The following is a 24,103-nucleotide window of genomic DNA, read 5'->3' on the forward strand; positions in this document are numbered from 1 at the left end:
TGTCCCGCTGAAAGGTGATGTGTTGATGATCGACCCCGACGTGCTGGCCCGCGCCACCGAGGAGGTCCGCCAGGCCACCGGCGACCCGGTGATCGCGACCATGTTCCAGCAGTCGATGGCGCAGAACCTGCCGGCCGTGGCCGAACGGCTGCCCGACGGTACGACGTTCGTGCTGACCGGTGACATCCCGGCGATGTGGCTGCGCGACTCCGCCGCGCAGCTGCGGCCGTACCTGGTGCTGTGCGCCGACGACCCCGGCCTGCAGGACGTGCTGATCGGCGTACTGCACCGCCAACTGGAGTACGTCGCGCTCGACCCGTACGCGAACGCCTTCAACCGCGAGGCCAACGGCGCCGGCCACACCACCGACCTGACCGAGATGTCGCCGTGGGTGTGGGAGCGCAAGTACGAGATCGACTCGCTGTGCTTCCCGCTCGACCTGGCGTACAAGCTGTGGAAGATCACCGGCCGCGCCGACGTGATCGACGAGCGGTTCCGGACCGCGGCGGTCGCGATCCTGGACCTGTGGACGGTCGAGCTCGACCACGAGGCGAACTCGCCGTACCGGTTCGAGCGGCACGGCGAGCCGGCCACCGACACGCTGGTCCGCGAGGGCCGTGGCCGCTGGACGCAGCCGACCGGGATGTCGTGGAGCGCGTTCCGGCCCAGCGACGACGCGACCGAGCACGGGTTCAACGTGCCCGGCAACATGTTCGCCTCGGTCGTGCTCGGGTACGTCGAGGTGATCGCGACCGAGCTGCTCGGCGACCCGGCGCTCGGCGCCCGCGCCAAGGAGCTGCGGGCCGGCATCGACGAGGGCATCGCGCGGCACGGCACCGTCGAGCACCCGTCGTACGGGCGGGTCTTCGCGTACGAGGTGGACGGCGCGGGGGAGCGGTTGCTGATGGACGACGCGAACATGCCGAGCCTGCTGTCGGCGCCGCTCAGCGGGTACGCCGCCGTCGACGACCCGACGTACCTGGCGACGCGGAAGCTGCTGCTGAGCCCGGAGAACCCGTACTACTACAGCGGTACGCACGCGTCGGGGATCGGCAGCCCGCACACGCCGCCGCACTACGTCTGGCACATCTCGCTCGCCGTCCAGGGCCTGACCGCGACCTCGGCCGAGGAGCGCGCGCAGATCCTGGAGACGCTGCGCGACACCACCGGCGGGACCGGGCAGATGCACGAGGGCTTCCACGTGGACGACCCGAACCAGTACACGCGTGAGTGGTTCTCGTGGGCCAACGCGATGTTCTGCGAGCTGGCGCTGGCGCACGCTGGGCGCCGGTTGATCTAGAGGCGCTCGAAGAGGTCTTTGTTCCACCCAGCGACATCGAGGACGGCTCGGAGAAGTACGGAATCCCCGAGCCGTCCTGTCAGTAGTTCTTCGATGGGTGCTGTGCCCAGCCCAGGTCGGTAGACATCCAGTGCTTGTCGTCGACGCTGCTCCGCGCTGTGCCCGCTCTCCCGGCCCGCGCTCTCCACACCCACGCTCTCCTGGCCTGCGCTCTCCTTCTCACCGCCGGCCCGGATCTCCTCCAACGCCACATCGTCGCCGGCTCCCACTACCCGCCCCGACCCAACCGGCCGCCCGGCCAGCTTCTCGACAGCCTCCCGCCCCGCGACCACATCCGCCGCCCGCAGCCGCGCCCCCAGCGCCGTCCCGTCGGTTGCCTCCCGCACCGCCGTCCCGATCGCCACATGATCCGGATGCCCGGTCAGCCCGTCCCGCCCCACGCTCAGCACCAGCTCCGGCCGCACGTCCACCAGCGCCCGCCGTACGGCCTGGACCAAGATCGCGCTCTCCGCCGCAGCAACGCTTCCCGCCCCAGCGCCCCCGCGATCCACCCACTCGCCGGCCTCCCCGAGCCACCCCCACTCAGCGATCCCCAACAACGCGCACGACTGGCTCAGCTTCTCGCCGCGAACCCGCCGCGCCTCCGCCTCACCCAGCCCCGCATCCTCCGACGCCTCCCCACCGGTGGCGACCCGCAGCACCACCCGCCAGCCCGCGTCGGAGAGCGCGATCACCGCCGCTCCCGTCGCGAACACCTCGTCGTCCGGATGTGCATGCACCACCAGAGCAGTCCTCACCGCTACACGACATCACGCCGCCGGGTCGTCACCATCGCCAGCCCGGCGAACACCACGCCGTACGCCGCCAACGTCACCAGCGCCCGCCCGCCGCCAACGGCGTCCCGCACCCCAGGCGGCGCATCCACCGCGACCATCCCCGTCACGCTGAACACCAGCGCCCCGGCGTTCGCCCCCGGCAACGCGTCGGTCAGCACCTCCAGATCCGGCAGCAGGCTGCTCGCGACCCCGGCGAGCAAGGTCTCGATCCCGAGGATCCACACCACCCCGAGCCCGATCGGCAGCGCAACGTTGCGGAAGGCAACAGCCAGCAACGCGCCCGCCAGACACCAGATCGCCAGCACCAACCATCCACCAGCCAGCGCGCGAACGATCTCCAGCGCACCCGGCCACGCCATCGACCCACCCTCGGCCGCTGCGATCCCGATGCTGCACAGCGCACACGCCACGAAGATCCCCAACACCCACACCGCCAGCATCGTGAACAACCCGAGCAGCTGCCCGCCGAGCACCGAGATCCGCCCAGACCGCTGCGTGAGCACGGTCTTCAACGTTCCCCACGTGTACTCCCCGCCGACCACGATCGCGCCGAGAACAAGGGAGAGCGCTCCCGCGAACACCGGGAACCCACCGATCGTGTTGTCCAGCACGCGCCCCGGCAACAGCCCTCGCAACACCTCGGCCGGCGGGATCCCCGTCGTCTCCGGGTTCCCGTCGCCGGCCAGGTAGCCGACGTACGGGAGCACGTACCCGAAGATCAGACTGAGCACGAGCCCGGCCCCGAACAGCACCCAGACCGCCGACCGTTTCCGCAGCTTGATCAGCTCCGCGCGATAGCTACCTAGCATGAGCCTTCTCCTCCGTGGTCAGCTCGAAGAACACGTCCTCGAGCGCTCTCTCCGTACTGCGCAGTTCCGACACCGCGATCTCCGCCTGCACCAGCAGCCGGTTGATCTCGGCGGCGCGGTCCGGCGAGACCTTGGCGCGCAGCGTGTCGTCGTACTGGTGCACCGCGTCGGCGCCGAGAACATCCCGGAGAACCGAGTGAGCGCTCTCCAGCGGTCTCGCGCGGATCACCAGCTCCTGCTGGCCGCGCAGTTCGTCGACGTCGTGCTCGGCGACCATCCGGCCGGCGTTGATGATCCCGACCCGGTCGCAGACCTGCTGGACCTCGCCGAGCAGGTGGCTCGACAGCACGACGGTCCGCCCGTCCGACCCGAGCTCGCGGATCAGCCGGCGCATGTCTCGCATCCCGGCCGGGTCGAGCCCGTTGGTCGGCTCGTCGAGGATCACCAGCTCCGGGTCCTTGAGCAGCGCCGCCGCGACCCCGAGCCGTTGCTTCATCCCCAGCGAGTACGTCGAGAAGCGGTCCTTGGCGCGATCGGCCAGGTCGACCAGTTCGAGCACCTCGCGGACCCGGGCACGCGGCACCTCGGCGTACTCGGCGAGCAGCCGCAGGTTGTCGAGACCGGACAGGTACGGGTAGAACGCGGGCGACTCGATCATCGAGCCGGTCCGCGCCAGGACCCGCGCCTGACCCGGTGCGCCACCGAGAATCTCGACGCGGCCGCTGGTCGGCGCGATCAGGCCGGTGAGAATGCGCAGCGTCGTGGTCTTGCCGGCGCCGTTGGGCCCGAGGAACCCGTAGACCTCACCCGGCCGGACCACCAGATCGACACCATCGACCGCGAGGGTGTCGCCGTAGCGCTTGGTCAGGCCGTGCACCTGAACCATCGGAGCAACTGTCGTTTCCATGCTCCGACAGTGCCGTTCCGGAGGCGGTGCGCGCGTCGCCCCGGAGGAGGCATCGGTCGTACCGCCGGGGGAGTACTACCCGAGCCCGGCCGGGCTCCTGCCCCAGGTGGCGCGGGCTGCGTTGGCCCCGCAGGCTCCGTGGACTCCGCCGCCGGGGCCGGACTGCTACCCGAGCCAGCCCGGCCGTACCAGCCCGGTCTGGTACGCCAGCACCACCAGCTGCGCCCGGTCCCGCACCCCGAGCTTCACCATCGCCCGGCTCACATGCGTCTTCGCCGTCGCCGGACTCAACACCAGCCGCGCCGCGATCTCGTCGTTCGACAACCCCTCGCCGACCAGCGCGACGATCTCCTTCTCCCGCTCGGTCAGCACGTCGAGCTCCTTGCTCGCGTGCGGCTGCCGGCTCCGCGTCGCGAACTCGGCCACCAACCGCCGCGTCACCCCCGGGGACAGCAACGCGTCTCCCCGCGCCACCACCCGCACCGCCTGCAGCAGCTCCACCGGTTCGGTGTCCTTCACCAGGAACCCACTCGCCCCGACCCGCAACGCCTCGAACACGTACTCGTCCAAGTCGAACGTCGTCAGGATCACCACGTGAACATCAGAGAGCGCTTCCTCGGCCCCGATCTGCCGCGTCGCCTCCAGCCCGTCGGTCCCCGGCATCCGGATGTCCATCAGCACCACGTCAGGCTTCTCCGCCCGAGCCACCTCGACCGCCGCGGCCCCGTCCGAAACCTCACCGATCACGGTGATGTCGTCCTCGGCGTTCAGCAACGCCCGGAACCCGGCCCGCACCAGAGCCTGATCGTCCGCCAGCAGCACCCGAATCATGCCGCCCACGCTAGGGCATCGAACGGTCAGGCAAGTCCCGCGTCGTGGGCCAGCAGCGCGATCTGGGTCCGGTTCCCCAGCTCCAGCTTGGTCAGGATGTGCGAGATGTGCGCCTTCACCGTCGCCAGGCTCATGAACAGCTCCGTCGCGATCTCCGCGTTCGCCTTGCCCTGCGCGACCGCCAGCATCACGTCGTACTCCCGCGGGCTCAACCGGGAGAGCGCTCCCTGCGCCTCCGTGTGCGCGTCAGCCTGCGTCGCGGCCCGGTCCATCAACCGCCGCGTGATCGCCGGCGACAGGATCGGGTCACCGGCAGCGACCCGCCGTACGGCGTCCACGATCTGCGCCGGCGGCGTGTCCTTCAGCAGGAACCCACTGGCCCCGGCCCGCAACGCGTGCAGCACGTTCTCGTCGGTGTCGAACGTCGTCAGCACGATCACCTCCGGCGGGTTCTTCCGCTCCCGCAACCGCCGCGTCGCGACGATCCCGTCCACCCGCGGCATCCGCAGATCCATCAGCACCAGGTCGGGGAAGTGCGCGTCGATCGCGCCCGGCACCTCGTCCCCGTCGGCCGCCTGCGCGACCACCGCGATCCCGTTCGCCCCGTCGAGCATCATCTCCAGGCTGGCCCGGACGAGCGCGTCGTCGTCCACCACCAGCACCCGGATCGCCGCCGCTGTGTCACCCATAGGCGCCACCGTAGTCACTCCGGCCAGGGCAACGCAGCATGTAGCCGGAACTCGCCCGCCGTCTTCCCGTGGTCGAGCGTCCCGCCGGCCAGGTTCACCCGCTCGGTCAGCCCGACCAGCCCGGTCCCGCTCCCGGGCGCAGCTGGTACGCCGTTCCCGCCCGGGTTCCGCAGCTCGATCACCAGCCCGTCACCCGGCCGCCCTTTCACGACGACGCTGACCGGCCGCCCGGCCGCGTGCTTGCGCGCGTTCGTCAGCCCTTCCTGCACCACCCGGTACGCCGTGCGCCCGGTGGCCGGCGGCAACGTCTCGGCCGCGCTGACCTCGGCGGCGTACGAGATCGCGCTCCCCGCGTCTCTCGACTCCTGCACCAGCGCGTCGAGATCGCCGAACGTCGGCTGCGGCCGCCCGCCGGGCAGCTCGTCGATCTCGCCGTCGCGCAGCACGCTGATCACCTCGCGCAGTTCGTCGAGCGCCTGGTGCACCCCGGTCCGGATCACGCCCGCGGCCTGCGCGAGCTTCTCCGGCGACGAGTCCGGCCGGTACTCCAGCGCTCCGGCGTACGTCGCGAGCAAGGACAGCCGGTGCGCGAGCACGTCGTGCATCTCGCGCGCCATCTTCGTCCGCTCCAGCATCCGGGCCTCGGCCACCCGCCGGCCTTGCTCGCTCTCGGCCCGGAGAGCGCGCTCTCTCAGTGATCCGAGCAGCGCCCGGCGCGCCTGCGCCCACTGCCCCCAGGCCATCAGTGCGGCGTGCACAGCGACATCGACGATCACGTACCAGAAGAGGTTCAGCCCCTCGACCGGCCGCCAGAGCCACTGGATCAGGTGCCCGACGGTCCCCGCGAGCGCGATCAGCACGGCGGTCTTGAGCGGCCGCCGCTGTGCGACCGTGAGCGTCCCGACCGTCGACGGCGGCGTCGCGGCGGGGGAGAGGACGGCGAGCGCGGCCAGCGCGAGCGCGGACTGCACCGGACGCCGGGCCAGCGGGACAATGAGGCCGACGGCAACGATCCCGACGATCACGTCGAGGATCAGGTACCGCGATCCGTCCGGACCGGACTGCCGCCCGAAGATGGTGGCGGCGGTGAGCACCCCGACCGAGGCCACCCCGACCACGTCGCCGACCCACCGCGGGGGCTCGCCCGGGATCCGCAGCTCGGACTCGTTGGAGCAGGTCGCGTTCATGCCCCGAGCCTAGATCCGGCCCGGGCGGGCGACCACCGACCAAAGTCGATACCGGACCGACTTCCGGGCAGGCGGCGACAGCCCCGCGGCCGATGCCCGGGATCGCGCTCTCCGGCGACTCTGGTCGCACATCGCCCCGCTCACCGGAAGGCACGAAGATGACCATCACAACGAACAAGCCCCGCACCCGCGTCGAGGGCAAGAGCCGTCTGGCCGTCGTCGGCGCGACCTCGGCCGCGGCCCTCGTCGCCTGGGCGATCCTCGGCCCGCTGGCCGGGATCGACCTGCAGGCCGAGCAGGGCTCCTCCACGATCGACATCACCTGGGTCTCGGTCTTCGTCTCGGCGACCCTGATGGGGTTCGCCGGCTGGGGCCTGCTGGCGCTGCTCGAGCGGCGTACGGTCAACGCTCGCAAGATCTGGACGGTCATCGCGGCCTGCGCCTGCATCATGTCCCTCGGCAGCCCGCTGGTCGCCGGGATCGGCATCGGCGCCAAGCTGGGGCTGGCGTCCCTGCACCTGGTCGTCGGCGCGATCGTGATCACCGGGTTGCACCGCACAGCCCTGTCGCCGTGCGAGCGCCGCAACTAGCATGACCACCGAGATGAGGAACTGGAGCGGCTACCGGACGGCGAAGCGGGACCTGATCCGCTCGCTGTCCGGCACGGTCCTCGAGATCGGCGCCGGCAGCGGCGCCAACTTCGCCGACCTGCCGGCCGACGTCGACTGGATCGGCCTGGAGCCGAACCGCCGGGCGCGCGCCCAGCTCGCGCGGACAGCTCCTCGACGCCAGGTCCTGGACGCCGGGGCCGAGCAGATCCCGTTGCCCTCAGCAAGCATCGACGGCGTTCTGTCGACCGTCGTGCTCTGCTCGGTCGCCGACCTCCCCGCGGCGTTGGCCGAGCTGCACCGAGTCCTCCGTCCCGGCGGCCGCTTCGTCTTCGTCGAGCACGTCGCCGCACCGCGCGGCAGTACGACGTACCGTCTGCAAAAGCTCGCCGCCCCGATCACCCGCCGCTTCGACCGCGGCTGCAACCCGGCCCGCGACATCCAGACCGCCATCGACCTGTCCGGTTTCAGCACGCTCCAGCTGGAGCACTTCACGATGCCGGGCCTGATCCCCATCCCGTTCATCGCCGGCGCCGCTACCAGGTAGGCGAGGACAGCCGAGCCGCCCGGTAGAACCCCTCGATGTGCTCAGTCACCAGCTGCGCCGCATCCTCACCCCGGCCGCTCCTGATCGCCGCCACGATCCCGTGGTGCTCAGCCCGTAGTGCGACCGCCGTAGCGTCCCAGTCGGGCAGGTTCGGTACGGCGGCCAGCACGTACTGGTGGATGGCCGACCGCAACGACCCCATCACCGCAGCGATCAGCACGTTCCCCGCCAGCCCCGCCAGCGCGACGTGGAACTCCGCGTCGAGCAGGTGGAACTCCTCCGGCGACAGCCCGTCCGCATCCATCCGCTCCAGAAGCCCCTCCGCCTCGGCTAACTGCAACCCGGTGTCAGAACCGAACCGCGCCGCCGCCTCCCGCGCCGACCACGACTCCAGCAGCACCCGCGTCTGCACGATGTCCTGCATCGGCAGATGACTGGTGGCAAGGTGCAACCGCAGCAACGCCGTCAACGGCGCAGCAGGCTCAGCCACGATCACCGCGCCCGCCTCCGGCCCAGACCCAGTAGCAGTCCGTACGACGCCCAGCGCCTCCAGTACCCGCACCGCCTCACGCACCGACGGCCTGCTGATCCCCAGCTGCTCAGCCAGCGCCCGCTCACCCGGCAGCCGCCCACCCAGCCGCAGTCGCCCGGCTGCGAGGTCAGCCTCGACCTGCTGCAGCACCAGCTCGTAGTTCTTCACAGCCGCGAGTCTAGCTGTGTGGTCGGACCACAGGCTATGCTGTGGTCCGACCACACTCGCGCGACTTCCGAGGATGCCCCGATGACCGAACGCCAGATCCCTCGCTGGTCCGAGCTGAAGCCGCTGCTGCGGGCCAAGCCGGTCACGGTGAACCCGACCGAGCGCCGGCTGGAGAAGGCGCTCACCATCGCGGACCTGCGCGCGATCGCCAAGCGCCGGACGCCGCGCTCGGTGTTCGACTACACCGACGGCGCGGCCGAGTCCGAGATCAGCCTGCAGCGGGCCCGCCGGCTGTTCGCCGAGATGGAGCTGCAGCCGTCGATCCTGCGTGACGTCGGCGACCTCGACCTGAGCACCGACATCCTCGGCCGCCGTTCCGCGCTGCCGTTCGCGTTCGCGCCGACCGGCTTCACGCGAATGATGAACCACGAGGGTGAGAGTGCGGTCGTCAAGGTCGCGCAAGACGTCGGCATCCCGTACGCGCTGTCCACGATGGGCACCACCTCGATCGAGGATGTCGCTGCCGCCGGCCCGGATGCCCGCAAGTGGTTCCAGCTGTACGTGTGGCGCGACCGCGACGCGGGGGAGGACCTGGTCAAGCGCTCGGCCGCCGCCGGGTACGAGGCGCTGATGCTGACCGTCGACGTACCGGTCGCCGGTGCGCGGCTCCGCGACGTCCGCAACGGCTTCACCATCCCGCCGTCGCTGACCGCCAAGACCGTGCTCGACGCGTCGCTGCACCCAGCCTGGTGGGTCAACCTGCTCACCACTCGCCCGCTGACCTTCGCCTCCCTGTCCAGCTGGGGTGGCACGGTCGCGGAGCTGCTGGACCAGCTGTTCGACCCGACGATGACGCTGGACGACCTGAACTGGATCCGCTCGATCTGGGACGGCCCGCTGATCATCAAGGGCATCCAGACCGTCGAGGACGCCCGCCGGGTGGTCGATGCGGGCGCTGACGCCGTCGTACTGTCCAACCACGGTGGCCGCCAGCTGGACCGGGCGCCCACACCGCTGCGGATCCTGCCGGACGTCCGCAAGGCCATCGGCTCCGACGCCGAGGTCTACCTCGACACCGGCATCATGAGCGGCGCTGACATCGTCGCAGCGATTGCTCTGGGCGCTGACGCGTGCCTGGTCGGCCGCGCGTACCTGTACGGCCTGATGGCCGGCGGTCAGCGCGGCGTCGAGCGGGCAGCGCAGATCCTCACCACCGAGGTCAAGCGGACCATGGCGCTGCTGGGCGTCCCCAGCGTGGCTGATCTGAACCCGTCACACGTCCGCTTGCCCTGACGCGTCCAACGGCAGGTGGGCGATCACGCGCAGCCCACCTGTCGGCGTACGGCTGGCAGTCAGTGTGCCGCCGAGCGCTGTCGCCCGCTCCCGCATCCCGGCGATGCCGTTGCCCTCGCGGGGCGGACCGGCCAGCGACTCACCGTCGTCGTCGACCTGCAGCACGAGCGTCTCCTCGCCGTACTGGATCCGGACGGTGGCAGCTGTCGCCTTCGCATGCCGTACGACGTTCGTCAGCGACTCCTGGATGATTCGGAACGCCGCCCGGTCCAGCCCGGTCGGCAGCGGCCGCGGATCGCCATGCACGACCGTGTGCACCTCCAGCCCGGCGCGCGACGTGTTGCCGATCAGGTGATCGAGCCGCTCCAGACCAGCGACCGGCTGCCGCGGCGCTGACTCGTCGGACTGCCGCAGGATGCCCACGATCGACCGCAGCTCGACCAGCGCCTCCTTGCTCGCATCCTTGATCGCCGACAGCGCCGGACCGGCCTGCTCGGGCTTGCGATCGACCAGGTGCAACGCGGTCGACGCCTGCACGTTGATCAGTGAGATGTGGTGCGCGACGACGTCGTGCAGCTCCTGGGCGATCCGCAGCCGCTCCTCGCTGGCGCGGCGCAGCTCCTCCTCCTCGCGGGTCTTCTTCGCCGCCATCACCCGGTCGCGATGCGCCCGGAACAGCTCGGCGAGGAACCCGAGGACGAGGAAGCAGGTGCCGACGAGCAGGATCTGGTACACGTTCTGGTCGTTGATCCCGAGCACGAAGCGGCCCAGGACGTGGCCGGCGTACAGGGCGGCGATCGCCGTCCAGCCCGCTGACCGATGGCCGGCGCGGATCGCGGCGAAGACAGCGATCACGAAGCTGAAGATCACCGGCCCGTACCCGTACTCGCGCAGCATGTAGAACAGCGTGGAGACGGCCGTCGCCCACAGCACCGGCACCGGGTGGGTCCGGAGCCAGTACAGCGACACCGATCCGATCAGCACGAGCACGACCAGCAGCCAGTCGGCCGCGCGGCGGCCCGGCTGGTTGTTGCTGGCGCCGATCGACCCGACCACGGCCACGAGTGAGACGAACGCCGGCAGGGCGATCCGTCGTACCTGGGGCCAGAAGGTCGTCGTCACTCTCAGAACACTAGAGGCCGCGACGCCGACGTGTCGTCGTCGCCACGGAGTACTCGCGCCTGCTTCACCCGGAGTACGTCAGTACTTGACGTTGTAGATGCCTTCCTCGTACGTCGGCCCGTAGTACTGCTCAAGCTCGGCCAGGTCGTCGTTCGGCCGGTCCAGCGCCTTCGCGATGGTGGCCCGGTTCGGGACGGCGTCCGGCTCCCAGTTCTCGGGCTTCCAGACCTTCGAGCGCAGGAACGCCTTCGAGCAGTGGTGGAAGATCTCCTCGATCTCGACCAGCAGGGCCAGCTGCGGGCGGTTGCCCTTGACCACCATCTGGTCGAAGAACGGCGCCTCCCGGACGATCCGGGCCCGGCCGTTGATCCGCAGCGTCTCGCCGCGGCCCGGGATCAGGAAGATCAGCCCGACGTTCGGGTTGGTGACGATGTTGGTGAAGCCGTCGATTCGCCGGTTGCCGGCCCGCTCTGGGATCGCGATCGTGCTGTCGTCGAGGACCAGTGTGAAACCGGCCGGGTCGCCCTTGGGGGAGACGTCGCAGCTGCCGTCGGCCGCCGACGTCGCGATCAGGCAGAACGGCGATGCGGCGAGCCAGTCCTTGTCGAGGTCGTGGAGCTCCTTGCGGACCTTGGCCGACGCGTGGGAGAGCGGCTCGGGGACGACCTCGCGCAGCTCTTCGTGGGTAGTGATCTCGACCAGTCCGGGGATGTCCATCAGGCGGCGTACTCCTCTACCGGTGAAGGCTGGACCGCCTGGCTGGCGGGCCGAGTCCGTGCGGCCCATCGTACGGCGGGACCAGTCGCGCAACTGGTCCCCAGGAACAGCGCTCCGACCACCAGCCACCCGATCGGACCCCACCCGAGGATCAGCGTGGTCAGCAGCACCGGGCCGAGCATCCGGGCGATCGCTGGGCCGGTCCCGAAGAATCCCTGGTACTGGCCCTGCTGCTCGGCGGGCGCGAGCCCGAAGCTGATCTCCCAGGAACCGGAGGCGAGTTTCATCTCGCCGAAGGTCAGCAGGGCGGCAGCCGCACCCAGTACGACGGCCGTCGCGGCCGGGGGAGCGCCGAAGGCGGTCAACCCGAACACCGCACAGGCGGCGAGCATCGCGATCCCGGCGACCCGCACCGACCGTGTCGCCGTCCGCAGGTTGGTGACGCTGCGCGCGACCCGGACCTGGAACGCGGTGACCCCGAGCGTGTTGATGACCAGCAGCGACGCGACGACCCAGCCCGGGGCGTTGGTCCGCTCGACGATCCACAACGGCGCGATCAGGCTGAGCAGCGGCATGAACATCAGCATCACTGCGTTCAGGAGCGCCAGTACGGCGTACGGGCGGTCGCGCAGCACCGCGAGCCGCGGCTCACCCTGCACCCGTACGGCGACCTGGACGCGCGGCACTCGGGTGAGCAACACCGCCGCGACCAGGAAGCTCACGGCATCGATCGCGAACACCGTCAGGTACGCCGGGGCCGTGTCGAACTTCAGCGCGACGCCACCGAGCGCGGCCCCCACGGCGAGCCCACCGTTCGCCGTCGCCTGCAACGTCGCCCGGATCCGGGTCCGCTCAGCCGGCGAAACGAGCCCCGCCAGCAAAGCCTGCCGCGCCGCGGTCAGCCCGGTCTGGCTGCTCGCATAAGCGATCGCGGCCACGATGAAGAGCGGGAAGCTCCGGACCACCAGGAACGATGCGACTGAGAGTGAGGTCGCCAGCGCCAGCACGATCGCCACCACCCGCGGCCCGCACCGATCGGCGAGATGCCCCAGCGGCACTCCGGTCAGGAACCCCACCAGCCACGCGATCGTCAGCCCGAGGCCGACCTGACCGGTCGACAACCCGACCACCCGCGTGAAGAACAAGGCCGACGTGACGATGAACGCCCCATCGCCCACCGAGCTCACCAACTGCGCCGCCGCCAACCGCTTCGAGGTCGTCATACTCCGACCCTAAATCTGCAGCGGCCCAACAGTACGGTCCATTCTGGGTGCACTCAGATGGGCCAATATTTCCCTGTGGACAACCGCGGAATCTCCCGGTTTTCACGGCATCTTCTCTGCATGACCTTCACAGACCTCCCCACCGACTGGCGCCTGCGCGCCCTCACCGACCCGACCCTCACCCGCGACGTCGTCGACCTCTACTCCACCGCCGGCGACCGCAGCCGAGGCGCCCTGACCCTGATCATCTGCGACCACCACGACCACTTCAAAGGCGCCATCGCCATCGACCTCCGAGACCTGATCCCCGACCCGACCCCGGGCCAAGCAGTCCGCCACCGCTCCCGCCGGCGGCACCCCACCATCGCGGCGCCCACCGCGATCGCGCCCACCTCCGCACGCCCCATCAACAAGGCCGCCGCCCTACGCCCCGTCATCCGCCCACTGCAGGTCTACCCCGGCGGCTCGCTCGTCCTGGCTCTAGGCCGCCGAGGCCCCTCCACAACAACCGTCACCGACCGCGAATGGGCAGACGCCGCCACCCGAGTCTGCCGCTCCCTGGGCGTCCGTCTGCTCGGCTTCTACCTGGCCTCCCGCGACACCGTCTTCCTCGCCGACCTCACCACCGAAGCCGCCGACCTACCGATCGCCGCCTGAGGAGCACCCCATGTCACCGCACCCCGCGAGGCCTGAACTGCACACTGATCCGCGGCCCGATCCGCCCGGACGCCTTCGGAATCGCATGCTCCCAAGTCCGCTGACAGGACCCACCCATCACGATCAGATCCCCATGCCCCAACGGATACCGAATGGTCGACCCGACCGGCCCACTCACCGACCCCGGCCGAGGCCGCAACGCCAGCACCCGAGGCTCACCCACCGAAAGGATCGCGACCATCGTGTCCTCCCGCTCCCCGCGCCCCAGCTTGTCCCCGTGCCAGGCCACGCTGTCGCGCCCGTCCCGGTAGTAGCACAACCCGGCAGTCCGAAACGGCTCACCCAGCTCCTCGGCGTAATGCTCGCTCAACATCTCCCGAGCCTCGTCCAGGATCGGCAGCGGCAACGTCACGTTCTCCCCGTAGAAGCACAACAACCGCGGCACCTCGACCATCCGGTCGTACATCTGCCGCCGCTCCTCCCGCCACGGCACGTCCACGGCGAGCCGCTCGTACACCTGGTCGGCTCCCGACAACCACCCCGGCAGCACGTCGATCCACGCTCCGTGGCTCAGCTCCGTCCGCTGCACCGCGTCCAGCGACCCCAGCTCCGGATCAGCGAACGCATCCAGCAAGGACGCTTGAAGGTCAGCACCCATGCCGCCACTGTACCCGAGATTCGAACATACGTTCCCCTGACCGTCGATCGTTTGACCGACGCCCACCGGCACCTGAAACCAGTGGTGCCCCTGAGGCGAATGAGGCACCTTCCACCCTGCCCCTCACCCACGAAAGACTGCCCCCATGACCAGCACCCTGATCCGGAACTGCGCAGTCCTGGTCACCCCCGACTCAGGCGACTGCTCCGTTCAAGACGCCCAGGACATCCACATCACCGACGGCACCATCAGCGCCATCACCCCCACCCGACAGACCCCACCGTCTGACGCAGAAGTCCTCGACGCGACCGGGCTCCTGGCCATCCCCGGCCTCACGAACGCCCACACTCACACCCCGATGGTCCTGATGCGAGGCGCCGCCGAGGATCTCTCCCTCGACAACTGGTTCAACCAGAAGATCTGGCCCATGGAAACCAACCTCACCCCGGAACGAGTGAGAATCGGCGCCCGCCTGGCCTGCGCAGAAATGCTCCTGTCCGGCATCACGTCCTTCGCCGACCACTACTTCCACGCCGACCAAGTAGCCCAAGCAGCCGCGGAACTAGGCATCCGAGCCGACTTGGCCCCCACCTTCTTCACCTCCACCGGCCCCGAAGCAAGAGAAGCCTCCTTCGACACAGCCCGCCAGATCCGCGCCCTGAGCAATCCCCGAATCACTGCGAGCCTAGGCCCGCACGCCCCCTACACCGTGTCGGAAGAAGACCTGACGCGCACCGCAGAAGTAGCCCGCTCCGAGAACTTCCGAATCCACCTCCACGCAGCAGAAACCCAAGAACAAACCACCTCCTCCCTGACCCACCACAACGCCACCCCCATCCGACTCCTGCACCGCACCGGCATCCTCGAAGCCGGCGCCCACCTGGCCCACGCCTGCGCCCTCGCCGACGAAGACGTAACCCTCCTGGCCCAACACGCCGACCGCACCGTCATCGCGACCTGCCCCAAGATCTACCTGAAACTTGCCATGGGCAACACAACCCCCATCCGGAGCCTCCAAGCCGCAGGCATCCCGATCTCGATAGGCACAGACGGAGCAGCAGCCCACAACACCCAAGACATGTGGGAATCCCTCCGCCTGACGGCCCTCACCGAAAAGCACAAGGAACAGGACGCCACCTGGATGTCCCTCTCCCAAACCCTCCGCCTGGCCACCCACCCCAACACCCTCACCCCAGGCCACCCAGCGGACATCACCCTGGTAGACCTCTCAGCCCCCCACAACCAGCCCCTCCACAACCCCCTGGCAGCCCTCGTCTACTCCATCCGCCCCGCCGACGTGATCCACGTCCTGGTAGCCGGCCACCTGGTAGTCCACAACCAGTCCCTGACCACCGCCGACCTCCCCGAGATCCTCAACCAGGCCAACGAAGTAGCCGACTCGCTGGTAACCCTCACCACCCCCGACACGATCCAGCACTACGCCCCATGACCCCCACCGACAAGGACTTCAACGTCCTCCGCCCCTCCATCAACCGCGAGTACGGTCCCAAACCACTCCCATCCCACCGAGACCACCAGATCCACACCCTCCTGTCCGCCGCCGTCCCCGGCCTCTCCTTCCAAGCCCTCAAACTCAAAATGCCCCTGGGAGCAGCCGGCGTCCTGGCCACCTACGCCGAACGCGCAGCCTCCCTGGCCGTCCGAGACAGAGACGCCAACAAGATCCGCACCGCCCTGATCGCAACCGCCATAGCTCTGGACCTCACCGACGACTTCCGCGACGTCATCCCGTCCCTGGCCCTCCTCTACCGAGCCGCCGAACTCATCGACCTGGACCCACCCACCGAGTTCCGCACAGCCGCCACCCTCCTCGACCTCCAAGCCCCCGAACTCACCCAGTTCCCCAGGCGTTCGCCAGCAGACCGCTCGATCCAAGCCATGGCCTACATCGAATCCACCGACGACCAAGGCTTCAGATTCCAACGAACCTGGTAACAACACCCACCCCAGGAGCCCCCGTGCCGAACCCAACCCACCACGCCGGCACCGACCCCGCCGAACGCAAAGCAATCCACCGCCGCTGGGTCCAACACCGAACCCGCTTCCCCGGCGACTCCGGCTACCTCGACTCCTGGACCGAACAACAGTGCGGCGCCTGCCGCTTCTGGTTCCCCCTGGCCGGCAACCTAGGCAACGACTACGGCGCCTGTGCTAACGCCACCTCCCCGCATGACCGGACCGTCATGTTCGAACACGACGGCTGCGACGCCTTCACCCCCTCAGGCACCTGGGCCATCCCTGAAGAGATGTAGCCGAGCAGACTGGCCACCTCCAACCGCTCCCTGGTACCGCCTTCTACGAACCCAGTAGCCCCGAATCCACCCAGGAGTCTCAGTGCCGAACGCACCCCACGACGCCGGCACCAACCCCGACGAGCGGGATGCCATCCACGCCCGATGGGTCGCCCCAAGAACGCGGTCCACCGCCGACCCCGCCTACCTCGAGGCCTGGTACGACGAACAATGCGGCGCGTGCCGCTTCTGGTTCCCCCTCGCCGGCGACCTCGGTCACGACCACGGCGCGTGCGCAAACCCCGCGTCGTCCCACGACCGCGCCGTGATGTTCGAACACGACGGCTGCAACGCATTCAGCTCGTCAGGCACCTGGGCTGTCCCCGAGGAGATGTGAGCCGGTCAGGCCCCCGTCGGCCAGGACTCTGTGACGAGCTTGTGGGAGAGCGGGTAGTCGCGCAACTCCGTCCTCAGGTGGAGGCCCAGGGCAACGGTGTCAGACGGGTCAGCTCGACGCGCACCGAGCAGCTCCGCGATCCACTGCGCGGTCTGCGGGATCGGGCGCGGATCGCCGGTCAGCAGCGCGGCCCACACGGCGTGCAGTGTCTGGTTGACCGCGTCCTCGACGATCTCAAGGCTGGGGTCGACGTCCCAGGCCGCCTGCAGACGCCCGGCGATCTCCCGATGGGACAGCTCCAGCGTCGCCTGCTCCGCCGACGCTTCGGCAGGCAGTGGTTCGGCTGCCGGCACAACCGTCGGCAGTTCACGCGCAGCCAGTACGGCGCTCGGCGCGTCGGCGGCCCACGCGGTCGCGCCGAGAGCGCGAGCCCGTACGTCGTCCAGCCCGAACGCCGCTCCGCCCACCACGATCGGGATTCCCGCCGTCGTACTGGCTTCCACGAAACGCCGCGTCGTCGGCAGCGCTCCCAACATCGAGCAGCTGACCGCCAACGCGTCCGGCCCGTGATCCTGCAGGTACTGCCCGAGCCGCAGCGGCGAAGTCGATGCGCCGAGCAGCGTCGTGTCCCATCCGTCGGCCCGCAGCGCGCAGTCGATGATCATCGCCGGCAGCGCGTGCCACTCCCGCTCAGCGCAAGCCACCAGCGCCTTGCCCCGAGTCACCGGCAGCTGCCGCGTGTACCGCGCGACAGCCTCGGTCGCCGCCGCAGCCACGGCCGTCGCGGCGTGCTCCTCGGCGACCGTCCAGTCGCCGCGCTGCCACCGCGTCCCCACATTGCGCTGGGCAGTCGCAACAACGTCGGTCAGTACGACGACCGGCGGCACACCCTGCGCCAGCTGGTTCTCCACGACCTCCAACGCCGCCGACGTGTCGACGGTCGCCAGCGCGAGCTCAAACGCGTCGAGAGCGTCGTTCGCCGGTACGGTCAGCTCTGCCATCCGAGTGATCCTCCGCAACTGATCGCCAGCAGCGCGATGTCGTCATGAGCGCGGCCGTCCAGGTGCTCGACGACGTCCTGCTCGACGGCGCCGCAGATCGCGTCAGCGCCCGCACCGGCGTACTCGCCGAGCAGTCGCAGCAGCCGGTCCGTTCCGTAGAACCCATCCGCACCGCGCGCCTCCTCGACGCCGTCGGTGGACATCAGCAGCGCATCGCCCTGCTCCAGACGCACGGTGATCGCCGGGTACGCCACCTCGGGTACGACGCCGGCGACGGTGCCCTCGATCGGCAGCTGCTCGGCACGCCCGTCAGCCCGGACGAGGACGGGCCCGGCATGACCTGCGACAGCGACCTCGACCTCAGCGGACAGCCCGTCCGCGGCCGGGCGGATCCGCAGACAGACCAGCGTGATGAAGCGGTTCGACGGATCCTGCGAGAACACCGTGTTGAACGCCGACAGCAGTGCACCCGGCTCGCGCTCGAAGTGCGCGGCCGTGCGGATGCTCTGCCGGGCGCGTCCGGTCAGCACCGCGGCATCGACGCCCTTGCCGCAGACATCACCGAGGACGGCGAGCCATTCGTCACCCGCGCGGAACACGTCGTAGAAGTCACCGCCGATGTCGAGGTGCTCCACCGCCGGCCGGTATCTCGCGGCGAGATCCACGCCCGGGACCGTGGGAAGCTCCGGCGGCACGAGGCTCTCCTGCAGCGCGGCCGCGACCCGGCTGCTCTGCTCGTACAGCCGCGCGGAGTCGAGGGCGAGCGACGCCCGCGCCGCGAGCTGCTCACCGATGGCGACGTCAGCCTCGGAGAAACCGCGCCCCTGACCGCGAACCATCACCAGCGCCCCGAGAGTGACTCCACGCGCCGTCAACCCGAGCCCCAGCACGTCGACAGGACGCAGAGCCGCGGCCTGTTCCCGCAGCGCGGCGTGCGGAACCATGCTGGCCAGCGCGTCGGAACTCATCTCCTCGAGCGCCACATGCAGCAGCTCGGTGTGCCCGGTCGTCAGAATCCGCTCGAGCACCTGCCCGGCGATCATCCGCCGGGAAACCTTCACACTCGCCGCCGGGTCCTCACCACCCCAGACCGTCAACGCCCCGGTCCGCGGGTTGATCCACACCAGCACAGCCCACTCAGCAAGCTCCGGCTGAACCCCCGTCAGCAACTGCAGCACACACCGCCGCAGATTGAGCGACCCGGTCATACTGACCCCGATCTCCTCGACGATCTCCGCCCGCACACCAGCCGACTCCACCGGCACGCCGAACGCCTCGCCGCGGCCACCAACCAACTCACCGCGTACGCCGGACGCGTCGCCGCGGACGTGAACGGACTCACTCCGTACGCCGGACGACTCCGCCCGCACATCGCCAGGACCTGCAGCGTCACCTTCAGCGCGGTGGACTGCGCGAGCTGCGGCTGACTCGGCTGCAACGCCAGCCGCCTCCGCCCGCACCCCGGACGCCTGCTCCAGCAGCGAGCCCCCGGTCTCACCCGGTCCGCTCTCCCCGGGCATCATCCGCGATCACGATCCCGCCCCGGCGGCGGCCCCTCAGCCTGTGGCACTCCAGGCGCAGGCGACGCCCCACGACCCTCCGGCGAGTACGGCACGGACGGTGCATCTGGCAAGTGAGGCAAACGAGTCTCCTGAGCTGAGCCCGGCGCCTGCACTGCACCTGGCGGGTTGGACGAGCGGGGTTCCTGCGCTGGGCCTGGCATCTGCGCGGGGTCTGACACTTGCGTGGAGCTTGGCACCTGCACCTGGTCCGGCATCTGCGCCGCGTCTGGCATCTGCGCCGAGCCCGGTACCTGCGGTGGACTCGACGGCTCCTCGGCGGATCCGCTGGCACCACCTTCACCAGCCGCAGCAAGCTGCTGCTCGGCAAGAACAGCAGTCAGCCCGTCAAGCGTCGGATAAACCGTGAACACCTTGTCCAGCTTCGTGATCCGCAGAATCTTCTGAATCCGCGGTCGCGGACCAACGACAACCAGCGCCCCACCATGCGCGAGCGACTCCTTGTGCGCCCCCACCAGCACCCCGAGCCCAGAAGAGTCCATGAACTCGACCTCAGCCAGATCCACCACGATCGGATGCGCCCCGAGCAGTGTCTTCAGCAGTCCGGTCAGCTCCGGCGCCGTCTCCAGATCGAGATCACCACAGACCCGCACCAGCGGACCAGGCCCGGAAGTATCGAGTTCGAGAGTGAAGGAGGTTTCGTCGTCGGTGAGCACGTCGGCTCCTCACCCCGTCACCCGCCGTGGTGCCAGGAGCCGGTCAGACGACCCACAGAACGCGGGCCAGGGCAGTGGCTACAGGTCCGAACCACCGAATCGACCCTCACATCTATCACCCACCACCGACCGGTTCAACTACCCCGGCGCGCCACCACCCGCCGTACACACGCCCTCAACACAACTGCACCCCCTGTGATAAGGACCAGCAAGCACCACGCGCCCTGCCCGAGAAGAACCGGGCAGGGCGCGTCGTGGTCAGGCGAGCGACGTCAGCTCACCGTGAAGCTCTTCGCGGGACTGACTCCGGTGGCGTGGTCGCCGTCGGACTGGAAGACGACGCGGTAGGTGTAGCTGGCGCGGGCGGTGGGCTTGATGGAGAAGCCGTAGTTGCCCGTCGAGTTCAGCTTCGTCGACGTGATCGTCGTCCAGGTCGACCCGGTGGACCGCTGCAGGTACACCGGCGAACCGGCGTGCTGCGGGCGGACGTAGCCGTAGAACGTGGTCGACGCACCGAGCTTGATCGCCGTCGCCGACAGGTTCGCGGTCAGCGTCGGGCGGACGTCCGTCGTCCAGTTGCCGGTGCGGGAGCCGAGCAGCTCCGGCGAACCGTTGTAGCCCCACGCGAAGATCGTGGAGTACGTCGGCTGGTAGGTGACGGAGTACGTACCGGTGGCGCTCGTCGTGACGCGGGTGATCTCCCGCCAGGTCGAGCTGTTCTTGTTCCGGCCGTACAGCGACACCAGTACGCCGGCCAGCGGCGCCTTCGTGTCGACCCGCACAACGCTGCCGCTCAGCGTGACCTTGCCGCCGAAGTCCAGCGCGGTCGCGTTCGCGGTCATCGTCGTGTACGTCCCGGTCAGGTTCGCCGCGACCGACGAGCTCCACTTGCCGCTGCGGTCCTTGACCCAGGCCCGGAACGCGTAGCTCGTGGCGTTCGCCAGGCCGGTCGCCGTCGCGCTCGACGCCGGACCCATGTACGCCGGGGTCCCGGTGTTCGGGGCGCCCGGAGCAACCGTCCCGGCGTTGCGCCGGACGACGACCTGGTCGAGGTCGGTGATCCCCGGCAGCGTCCACTTCATCGCGGCCGCGGCGTACTGCCCGGTCACGGTGAAGTTGGTGATCGGCGCCGGGGCGACGTCGACGGTGCGGAAGAAGACGAAGTACGAGCCTGGCATCGTCGCGCCGCCGGTGTCCTTCACCGCGCCGACGACAACCCGGTACGGCGTGTTGTCCTGCAGCGTCGCGGTCGGGTCGATCGTGAGCTTCTTGGTCGCCGGGTCGTACGACGGCGTGCTCGCGACGACCGCGCCGGTCTTGCCGTGCAGCAGGCGGACCGTCGTGGTGTTCACGCTCGCCGGGTCGAGGTCACGCTCGAAGGTGAACGTGGGGGAGGCGGTCTGCGAAACGCCACCCGCGAGGTCGGCGGGGGAGGTGTCGCGGACCCAGTAGCGGTCGCCGACAGCCGAACCGCCGGTCGAGCTGGCGGCGACGGACAGCGTGTACGGACGGCTGTCGCGGGAGCCGTTGAAATTGGTGACCTTGAAGTAGGCGCGCCCGGCGGGGAGCGTCAGCCGGACGGTCTCGGGGTTCTCGTCACTGGCGTCGGCGAAGCCGATGAGCTGGAGCTGGTCGTTGTAGATCCACAGGATCGGGTCAAGGTTCTGAGCCCGGTTATCGTCGTCGTAGGTCGGCGGAGTCAGCGTGACGAGGACGTTGCGCGCGGCGGCCGACTGTGCGGAGTACCAGTCTTCCTCGCCCTCGGTGCCGATTGCACCGGTGATGGACGCGTGCGCCATCGGCGTCGCCCGGACCGCGACGTCGTTGCCGTCCGGGCCGGCGGCCCAGAACTCGGGCGCCCACGTCGCACCGAGCGCGTTGGCGGCGTCGAGAATGCCGGCGCCGTAGAACGGGTCGCGGCCGCGCGGACCCGCGTCGCGGGCGGTGTTCTTGAGCTGCGCCTCGATCTGAGCCGGGCTCCAGCTCGGGTACTTGTTCCGCAGCATCGCCGCGACTCCCGCGACGATCGGTGCGGAGAACGACGTGCCGGCGCCGATGCCGTAGGGAAGCTGGTTCGGCTGCGTGAAGCGTCGCGGCAGCGCGGACAGGATGTTCCAGCCCGGAGCAGCGATGTCGACATTGTCGCCCCAGGAGCTGAATGTGGTCAGCACGCCGTTGGAGTCGGTCGCGCCGACCGACAGCACCTCGGGGAGGGAGCCCGGGTAGTGCGCGACGTTCGAGTACTCGTTGCCCGAGGAAACGACCACGACGATGCCCTTGGCAATGGCCGCCTTGATCGCGTTGTGCATCACCGCGTTGTAGCTCGGGCCGCCGAGGGACATGTTGATCACCCGGGCGCCGTGCGAGGCGGCCCAGTTGATGCCGTCGACGATCGCCGAGTCGCTGCCCGAGCCGTTGGCCTGGAGCACCTTGACCGGCAGGATCCGCGCGTTCCAGGCGACACCAGCCATGCCGCGGCCGTTGTTGGTGTTGCCCGCGATGATGCCGGAGACGAAGGTGCCGTGACCGTTGTCGTCGTCGGTGGCGCTGTTCTTGAGGAAGGCGTTGTAACCGCTCAGGATCCGGCCCGCGAGTTCCGGGTGGCCCGCGTCGACGCCGGAGTCGAGCACGGCGACGGTCTGCGCCCCGGCGGACTTGCTCAGGTCCCACGCTTGCGGCATCCGCACCGTCGACAGGTATCCCTGGTCGCTGCGGTAGTACTCGTCGTTCGGCGTCGCGTCGGCCTGGCGGGTGTAGTCGAGCGATGCAGCCTCGACGCTCGGTTCGGCCTGCAGCTTCTTGAGCAGCTCAGCCGCGGGGGCGGAGCTGGAGACCGTCACGTAGTCGCCGGTCGACAACGACGCCGCCTGGCGGCTGTTGTGCTTGGCAAGCACCGTGCTGCGGGCCTTGCTGGTCGACTTCGCCGAGAACTTGACCATCACGGTGTGCGGGTCGAAGGCCTCCGGCGCGGCACCCTTCGCGGGCGCGGCTGGTGCGGGCAGGCGCTTGAACGCGGTCGGCTGGGCCGCGGTGACGCTGGCCGAGCTGAGCACGACCAGGCCGGACGCGACCAGCGCGGCCGGTAGGCCCAGCTTCAGGAGGTGGGACGGGCGGATGGGTAACACAGGACCCCCCCAAGGGTCTCAGAGTGACATTCTGGGCCGGAGTATGTCAGAGCCAGGGGACAGTTTTGGGGGCGCCGGGATGTCAATAGCTGCAATTCTTGGCACCGGGGGATTCAGTACGACGTACGCGGGGAATCGCCGCCGGCGGTTCCAGGGTGGGTTCACCGGTTGAGGAGTCGTGGCGATGGCTGATGGGGCTGCACCGAGGGCCGAGCTGGCGGGGTGGGCGAAGGCTCCGTTCGCGGGTGGTGGGCTGACCTTCGACTGTTACGAGAAGGGGGCCGGGCCGGGGGTGGTGCTGATCCCGGAGATCCCGGGGATCACGCCGGAGGTGCTCGGGCTGGCGGAGCATCTGGTGGCGGAGGGGTTCACGGTGGTGGTGCCGTCGCCGTTCGGGACGCCGGGGCGGGAGGCGACCGTCGGGTACGGCGCGGCGGTGTTCGCGCGGTTGTGCGTCACGAAGGAGTTCCGGGCGTTCGCGGTGGACGCGGAGCGGCCGATCACGAAGTACCTGCGGGCGGTCGCCGCTGATCTTGCCGCGCGTACGCCGGGACGCGGCGTCGGCGTGATCGGGATGTGCTTCACCGGTGGGTTCGCGTTGGCGACCGCGGTGGAGGACGTCGTCCGGGCGCCGGTGATGAGTCAGCCGGCGACGCCGTTCCCGCTCGGGTCCGCCCGGCGGCGGGATCCTGGGGCGTCGCGGCAGGAGCTCGAGCTGATCGCGGAGCGGACTCGCAGCGACGGGCTGTGCGTGCTGGGGCTGCGATTCACGAAGGACCGGGCGGTGCCGGCGGAGCGGTTCGCGACGTTGCGGGAGTGGCTCGGGGACGCGTTCGAGGTGATCGAGCTCGACTCCGGGCCGGGGAACGCGGGTGGGTTCGGGAAGGGTGCGCATCAGGTGCTCACCGCCGAGGTGCGGGAGACGCCGGGGCACCCGGCGCTCGCGGCCCGGGCCCGTACGGTCGAGTTCCTCCGCGAGCAGCTCGGCAAATAATGGCGCCCTGGGCA

Annotated in this window: 25 protein-coding genes; 10 read left to right on the top strand and 15 right to left on the bottom strand. The window is 69.7% G+C overall.

The window, feature by feature from the left end; translation table 11 throughout:
• The first annotated feature begins 25 nt into the window (after positions 1-25).
• On the top strand, positions 26-1,300 hold the full coding sequence (locus tag AB0M01_RS12985; RefSeq protein WP_363668733.1) for a glycoside hydrolase family 125 protein: 1,275 nt from the start codon (positions 26-28) through the stop codon (positions 1,298-1,300).
• Here AB0M01_RS12985 and AB0M01_RS12990 read toward each other — a convergent pair.
• The 6 genes from AB0M01_RS12990 to AB0M01_RS13015 form a co-directional block, all read right to left on the bottom strand.
• Complete coding sequence (locus tag AB0M01_RS12990) at positions 1,297-2,082, bottom strand: PIG-L family deacetylase (protein WP_363668735.1); 786 nt, start codon at positions 2,080-2,082, stop codon at positions 1,297-1,299. The genes AB0M01_RS12985 and AB0M01_RS12990 overlap by 4 nt on opposite strands.
• A 17-nt stretch (positions 2,083-2,099) precedes the next feature.
• Positions 2,100-2,945, bottom strand: a complete 846-nt coding sequence (locus tag AB0M01_RS12995; protein WP_363668737.1) for an ABC transporter permease — start codon at positions 2,943-2,945, stop codon at positions 2,100-2,102.
• Positions 2,935-3,852: an ABC transporter ATP-binding protein gene (locus AB0M01_RS13000; RefSeq protein WP_363668739.1), complete on the bottom strand. Its 918-nt coding sequence runs from the start codon at positions 3,850-3,852 to the stop codon at positions 2,935-2,937. The genes AB0M01_RS12995 and AB0M01_RS13000 overlap by 11 nt, the downstream gene beginning before the upstream one ends.
• A 165-nt stretch (positions 3,853-4,017) precedes the next feature.
• Positions 4,018-4,683, bottom strand: a complete 666-nt coding sequence (locus AB0M01_RS13005) for a response regulator transcription factor (protein ID WP_363668741.1) — start codon at positions 4,681-4,683, stop codon at positions 4,018-4,020.
• Positions 4,684-4,709: 26 nt separating this feature from the next.
• Complete coding sequence (locus tag AB0M01_RS13010) at positions 4,710-5,372, bottom strand: response regulator transcription factor (RefSeq protein ID WP_363668743.1); 663 nt, start codon at positions 5,370-5,372, stop codon at positions 4,710-4,712.
• Between the two features lie 14 nt (positions 5,373-5,386).
• A complete protein-coding gene (locus AB0M01_RS13015; protein WP_363668745.1) occupies positions 5,387-6,559 on the bottom strand; it encodes a histidine kinase in 1,173 nt (390 codons plus the stop codon).
• A gap of 158 nt (positions 6,560-6,717) precedes the next feature.
• Here AB0M01_RS13015 and AB0M01_RS13020 point away from each other — a divergent pair, with 158 nt between their 5' ends.
• Both AB0M01_RS13020 and AB0M01_RS13025 read left to right on the top strand, forming a co-directional pair.
• Positions 6,718-7,149, top strand: a complete 432-nt coding sequence (locus AB0M01_RS13020) for a DUF6069 family protein (RefSeq protein WP_363668747.1) — start codon at positions 6,718-6,720, stop codon at positions 7,147-7,149.
• A 13-nt stretch (positions 7,150-7,162) separates the two neighbouring features.
• On the top strand, positions 7,163-7,714 hold the full coding sequence (locus tag AB0M01_RS13025; protein ID WP_363668749.1) for a class I SAM-dependent methyltransferase: 552 nt from the start codon (positions 7,163-7,165) through the stop codon (positions 7,712-7,714).
• Here the strand turns inward: AB0M01_RS13025 and AB0M01_RS13030 are convergent.
• Positions 7,704-8,414: an FCD domain-containing protein gene (locus AB0M01_RS13030; protein ID WP_363668751.1), complete on the bottom strand. Its 711-nt coding sequence runs from the start codon at positions 8,412-8,414 to the stop codon at positions 7,704-7,706. The genes AB0M01_RS13025 and AB0M01_RS13030 overlap by 11 nt on opposite strands.
• A gap of 81 nt (positions 8,415-8,495) precedes the next feature.
• On the opposite strand from AB0M01_RS13030, the gene AB0M01_RS13035 reads away from it, so the two are divergent.
• Entirely contained in the window at positions 8,496-9,707 is a 1,212-nt protein-coding gene (locus tag AB0M01_RS13035; RefSeq protein WP_363668753.1) for an alpha-hydroxy acid oxidase, read from the top strand.
• Here AB0M01_RS13035 and AB0M01_RS13040 read toward each other — a convergent pair.
• From AB0M01_RS13040 to AB0M01_RS13050, 3 genes are all read right to left on the bottom strand, one after another.
• Entirely contained in the window at positions 9,687-10,829 is a 1,143-nt protein-coding gene (locus tag AB0M01_RS13040; RefSeq protein ID WP_363668755.1) for a sensor histidine kinase, read from the bottom strand. The two genes, AB0M01_RS13035 and AB0M01_RS13040, sit on opposite strands and share 21 nt — an antisense overlap.
• 78 nt (positions 10,830-10,907) lie before the next feature.
• Positions 10,908-11,546, bottom strand: coding sequence for a pyridoxamine 5'-phosphate oxidase family protein (locus tag AB0M01_RS13045; RefSeq protein WP_363668757.1), 639 nt, complete (start codon positions 11,544-11,546; stop codon positions 10,908-10,910).
• Entirely contained in the window at positions 11,546-12,769 is a 1,224-nt protein-coding gene (locus AB0M01_RS13050) for an MFS transporter (protein ID WP_363668759.1), read from the bottom strand. Before AB0M01_RS13050 ends, AB0M01_RS13045 begins: the two co-directional genes overlap by 1 nt.
• A gap of 120 nt (positions 12,770-12,889) precedes the next feature.
• Between AB0M01_RS13050 and AB0M01_RS13055 the strand changes: the two genes are divergently transcribed.
• A complete protein-coding gene (locus AB0M01_RS13055) occupies positions 12,890-13,426 on the top strand; it encodes a hypothetical protein (RefSeq protein ID WP_363668761.1) in 537 nt (178 codons plus the stop codon).
• 13 nt (positions 13,427-13,439) lie between these two features.
• Here AB0M01_RS13055 and AB0M01_RS13060 read toward each other — a convergent pair whose 3' ends face one another.
• Positions 13,440-14,084 (bottom strand): alpha-ketoglutarate-dependent dioxygenase AlkB, encoded by a 645-nt coding sequence (locus AB0M01_RS13060; protein ID WP_363668763.1) that lies wholly within the window; start codon positions 14,082-14,084, stop codon positions 13,440-13,442.
• A 145-nt stretch (positions 14,085-14,229) separates the two neighbouring features.
• Between AB0M01_RS13060 and AB0M01_RS13065 the strand changes: the two genes are divergently transcribed.
• The 4 genes from AB0M01_RS13065 (at position 14,230) to AB0M01_RS13080 (ending at position 16,733) form a co-directional block, all read left to right on the top strand.
• The gene (locus tag AB0M01_RS13065) at positions 14,230-15,534 is read left to right on the top strand and encodes an amidohydrolase (protein ID WP_363668765.1); all 1,305 of its coding nucleotides are present in this window, start codon (positions 14,230-14,232) and stop codon (positions 15,532-15,534) included.
• Positions 15,531-16,040 (top strand): hypothetical protein, encoded by a 510-nt coding sequence (locus tag AB0M01_RS13070; RefSeq protein WP_363668767.1) that lies wholly within the window; start codon positions 15,531-15,533, stop codon positions 16,038-16,040. The genes AB0M01_RS13065 and AB0M01_RS13070 overlap by 4 nt, the downstream gene beginning before the upstream one ends.
• A 23-nt stretch (positions 16,041-16,063) precedes the next feature.
• Positions 16,064-16,357 carry a DUF3027 domain-containing protein gene (locus tag AB0M01_RS13075; RefSeq protein WP_363668769.1) on the top strand — a complete coding sequence of 98 codons (294 nt, stop codon included), beginning with the start codon at positions 16,064-16,066 and terminating at the stop codon, positions 16,355-16,357.
• 82 nt (positions 16,358-16,439) lie between these two features.
• Complete coding sequence (locus AB0M01_RS13080; RefSeq protein WP_363668771.1) at positions 16,440-16,733, top strand: DUF3027 domain-containing protein; 294 nt, start codon at positions 16,440-16,442, stop codon at positions 16,731-16,733.
• A gap of 5 nt (positions 16,734-16,738) precedes the next feature.
• Here AB0M01_RS13080 and AB0M01_RS13085 read toward each other — a convergent pair whose 3' ends face one another.
• From AB0M01_RS13085 to AB0M01_RS13100, 4 genes are all read right to left on the bottom strand, one after another.
• Positions 16,739-17,734: a cobalamin-dependent protein gene (locus AB0M01_RS13085; RefSeq protein ID WP_363668773.1), complete on the bottom strand. Its 996-nt coding sequence runs from the start codon at positions 17,732-17,734 to the stop codon at positions 16,739-16,741.
• Positions 17,722-19,104 (bottom strand): SpoIIE family protein phosphatase, encoded by a 1,383-nt coding sequence (locus tag AB0M01_RS13090; RefSeq protein ID WP_363668775.1) that lies wholly within the window; start codon positions 19,102-19,104, stop codon positions 17,722-17,724. Before AB0M01_RS13090 ends, AB0M01_RS13085 begins: the two co-directional genes overlap by 13 nt.
• Before the next feature lie 149 nt (positions 19,105-19,253).
• The gene (locus tag AB0M01_RS13095; RefSeq protein WP_363668777.1) at positions 19,254-19,970 is read right to left on the bottom strand and encodes an anti-sigma factor antagonist; all 717 of its coding nucleotides are present in this window, start codon (positions 19,968-19,970) and stop codon (positions 19,254-19,256) included.
• Positions 19,971-20,242: 272 nt separating this feature from the next.
• The gene (locus AB0M01_RS13100; RefSeq protein ID WP_363668779.1) at positions 20,243-23,095 is read right to left on the bottom strand and encodes a S8 family serine peptidase; all 2,853 of its coding nucleotides are present in this window, start codon (positions 23,093-23,095) and stop codon (positions 20,243-20,245) included.
• Between the two features lie 184 nt (positions 23,096-23,279).
• Between AB0M01_RS13100 and AB0M01_RS13105 the strand changes: the two genes are divergently transcribed.
• Positions 23,280-24,089, top strand: coding sequence for a dienelactone hydrolase family protein (locus tag AB0M01_RS13105; protein WP_363668781.1), 810 nt, complete (start codon positions 23,280-23,282; stop codon positions 24,087-24,089).
• Positions 24,090-24,103: the final 14 nt, after the last annotated feature.

The sequence above is a fragment of the Kribbella sp. NPDC051770 genome, from assembly GCF_040681455.1.
Lineage (GTDB): Bacteria > Actinomycetota > Actinomycetes > Propionibacteriales > Kribbellaceae > Kribbella.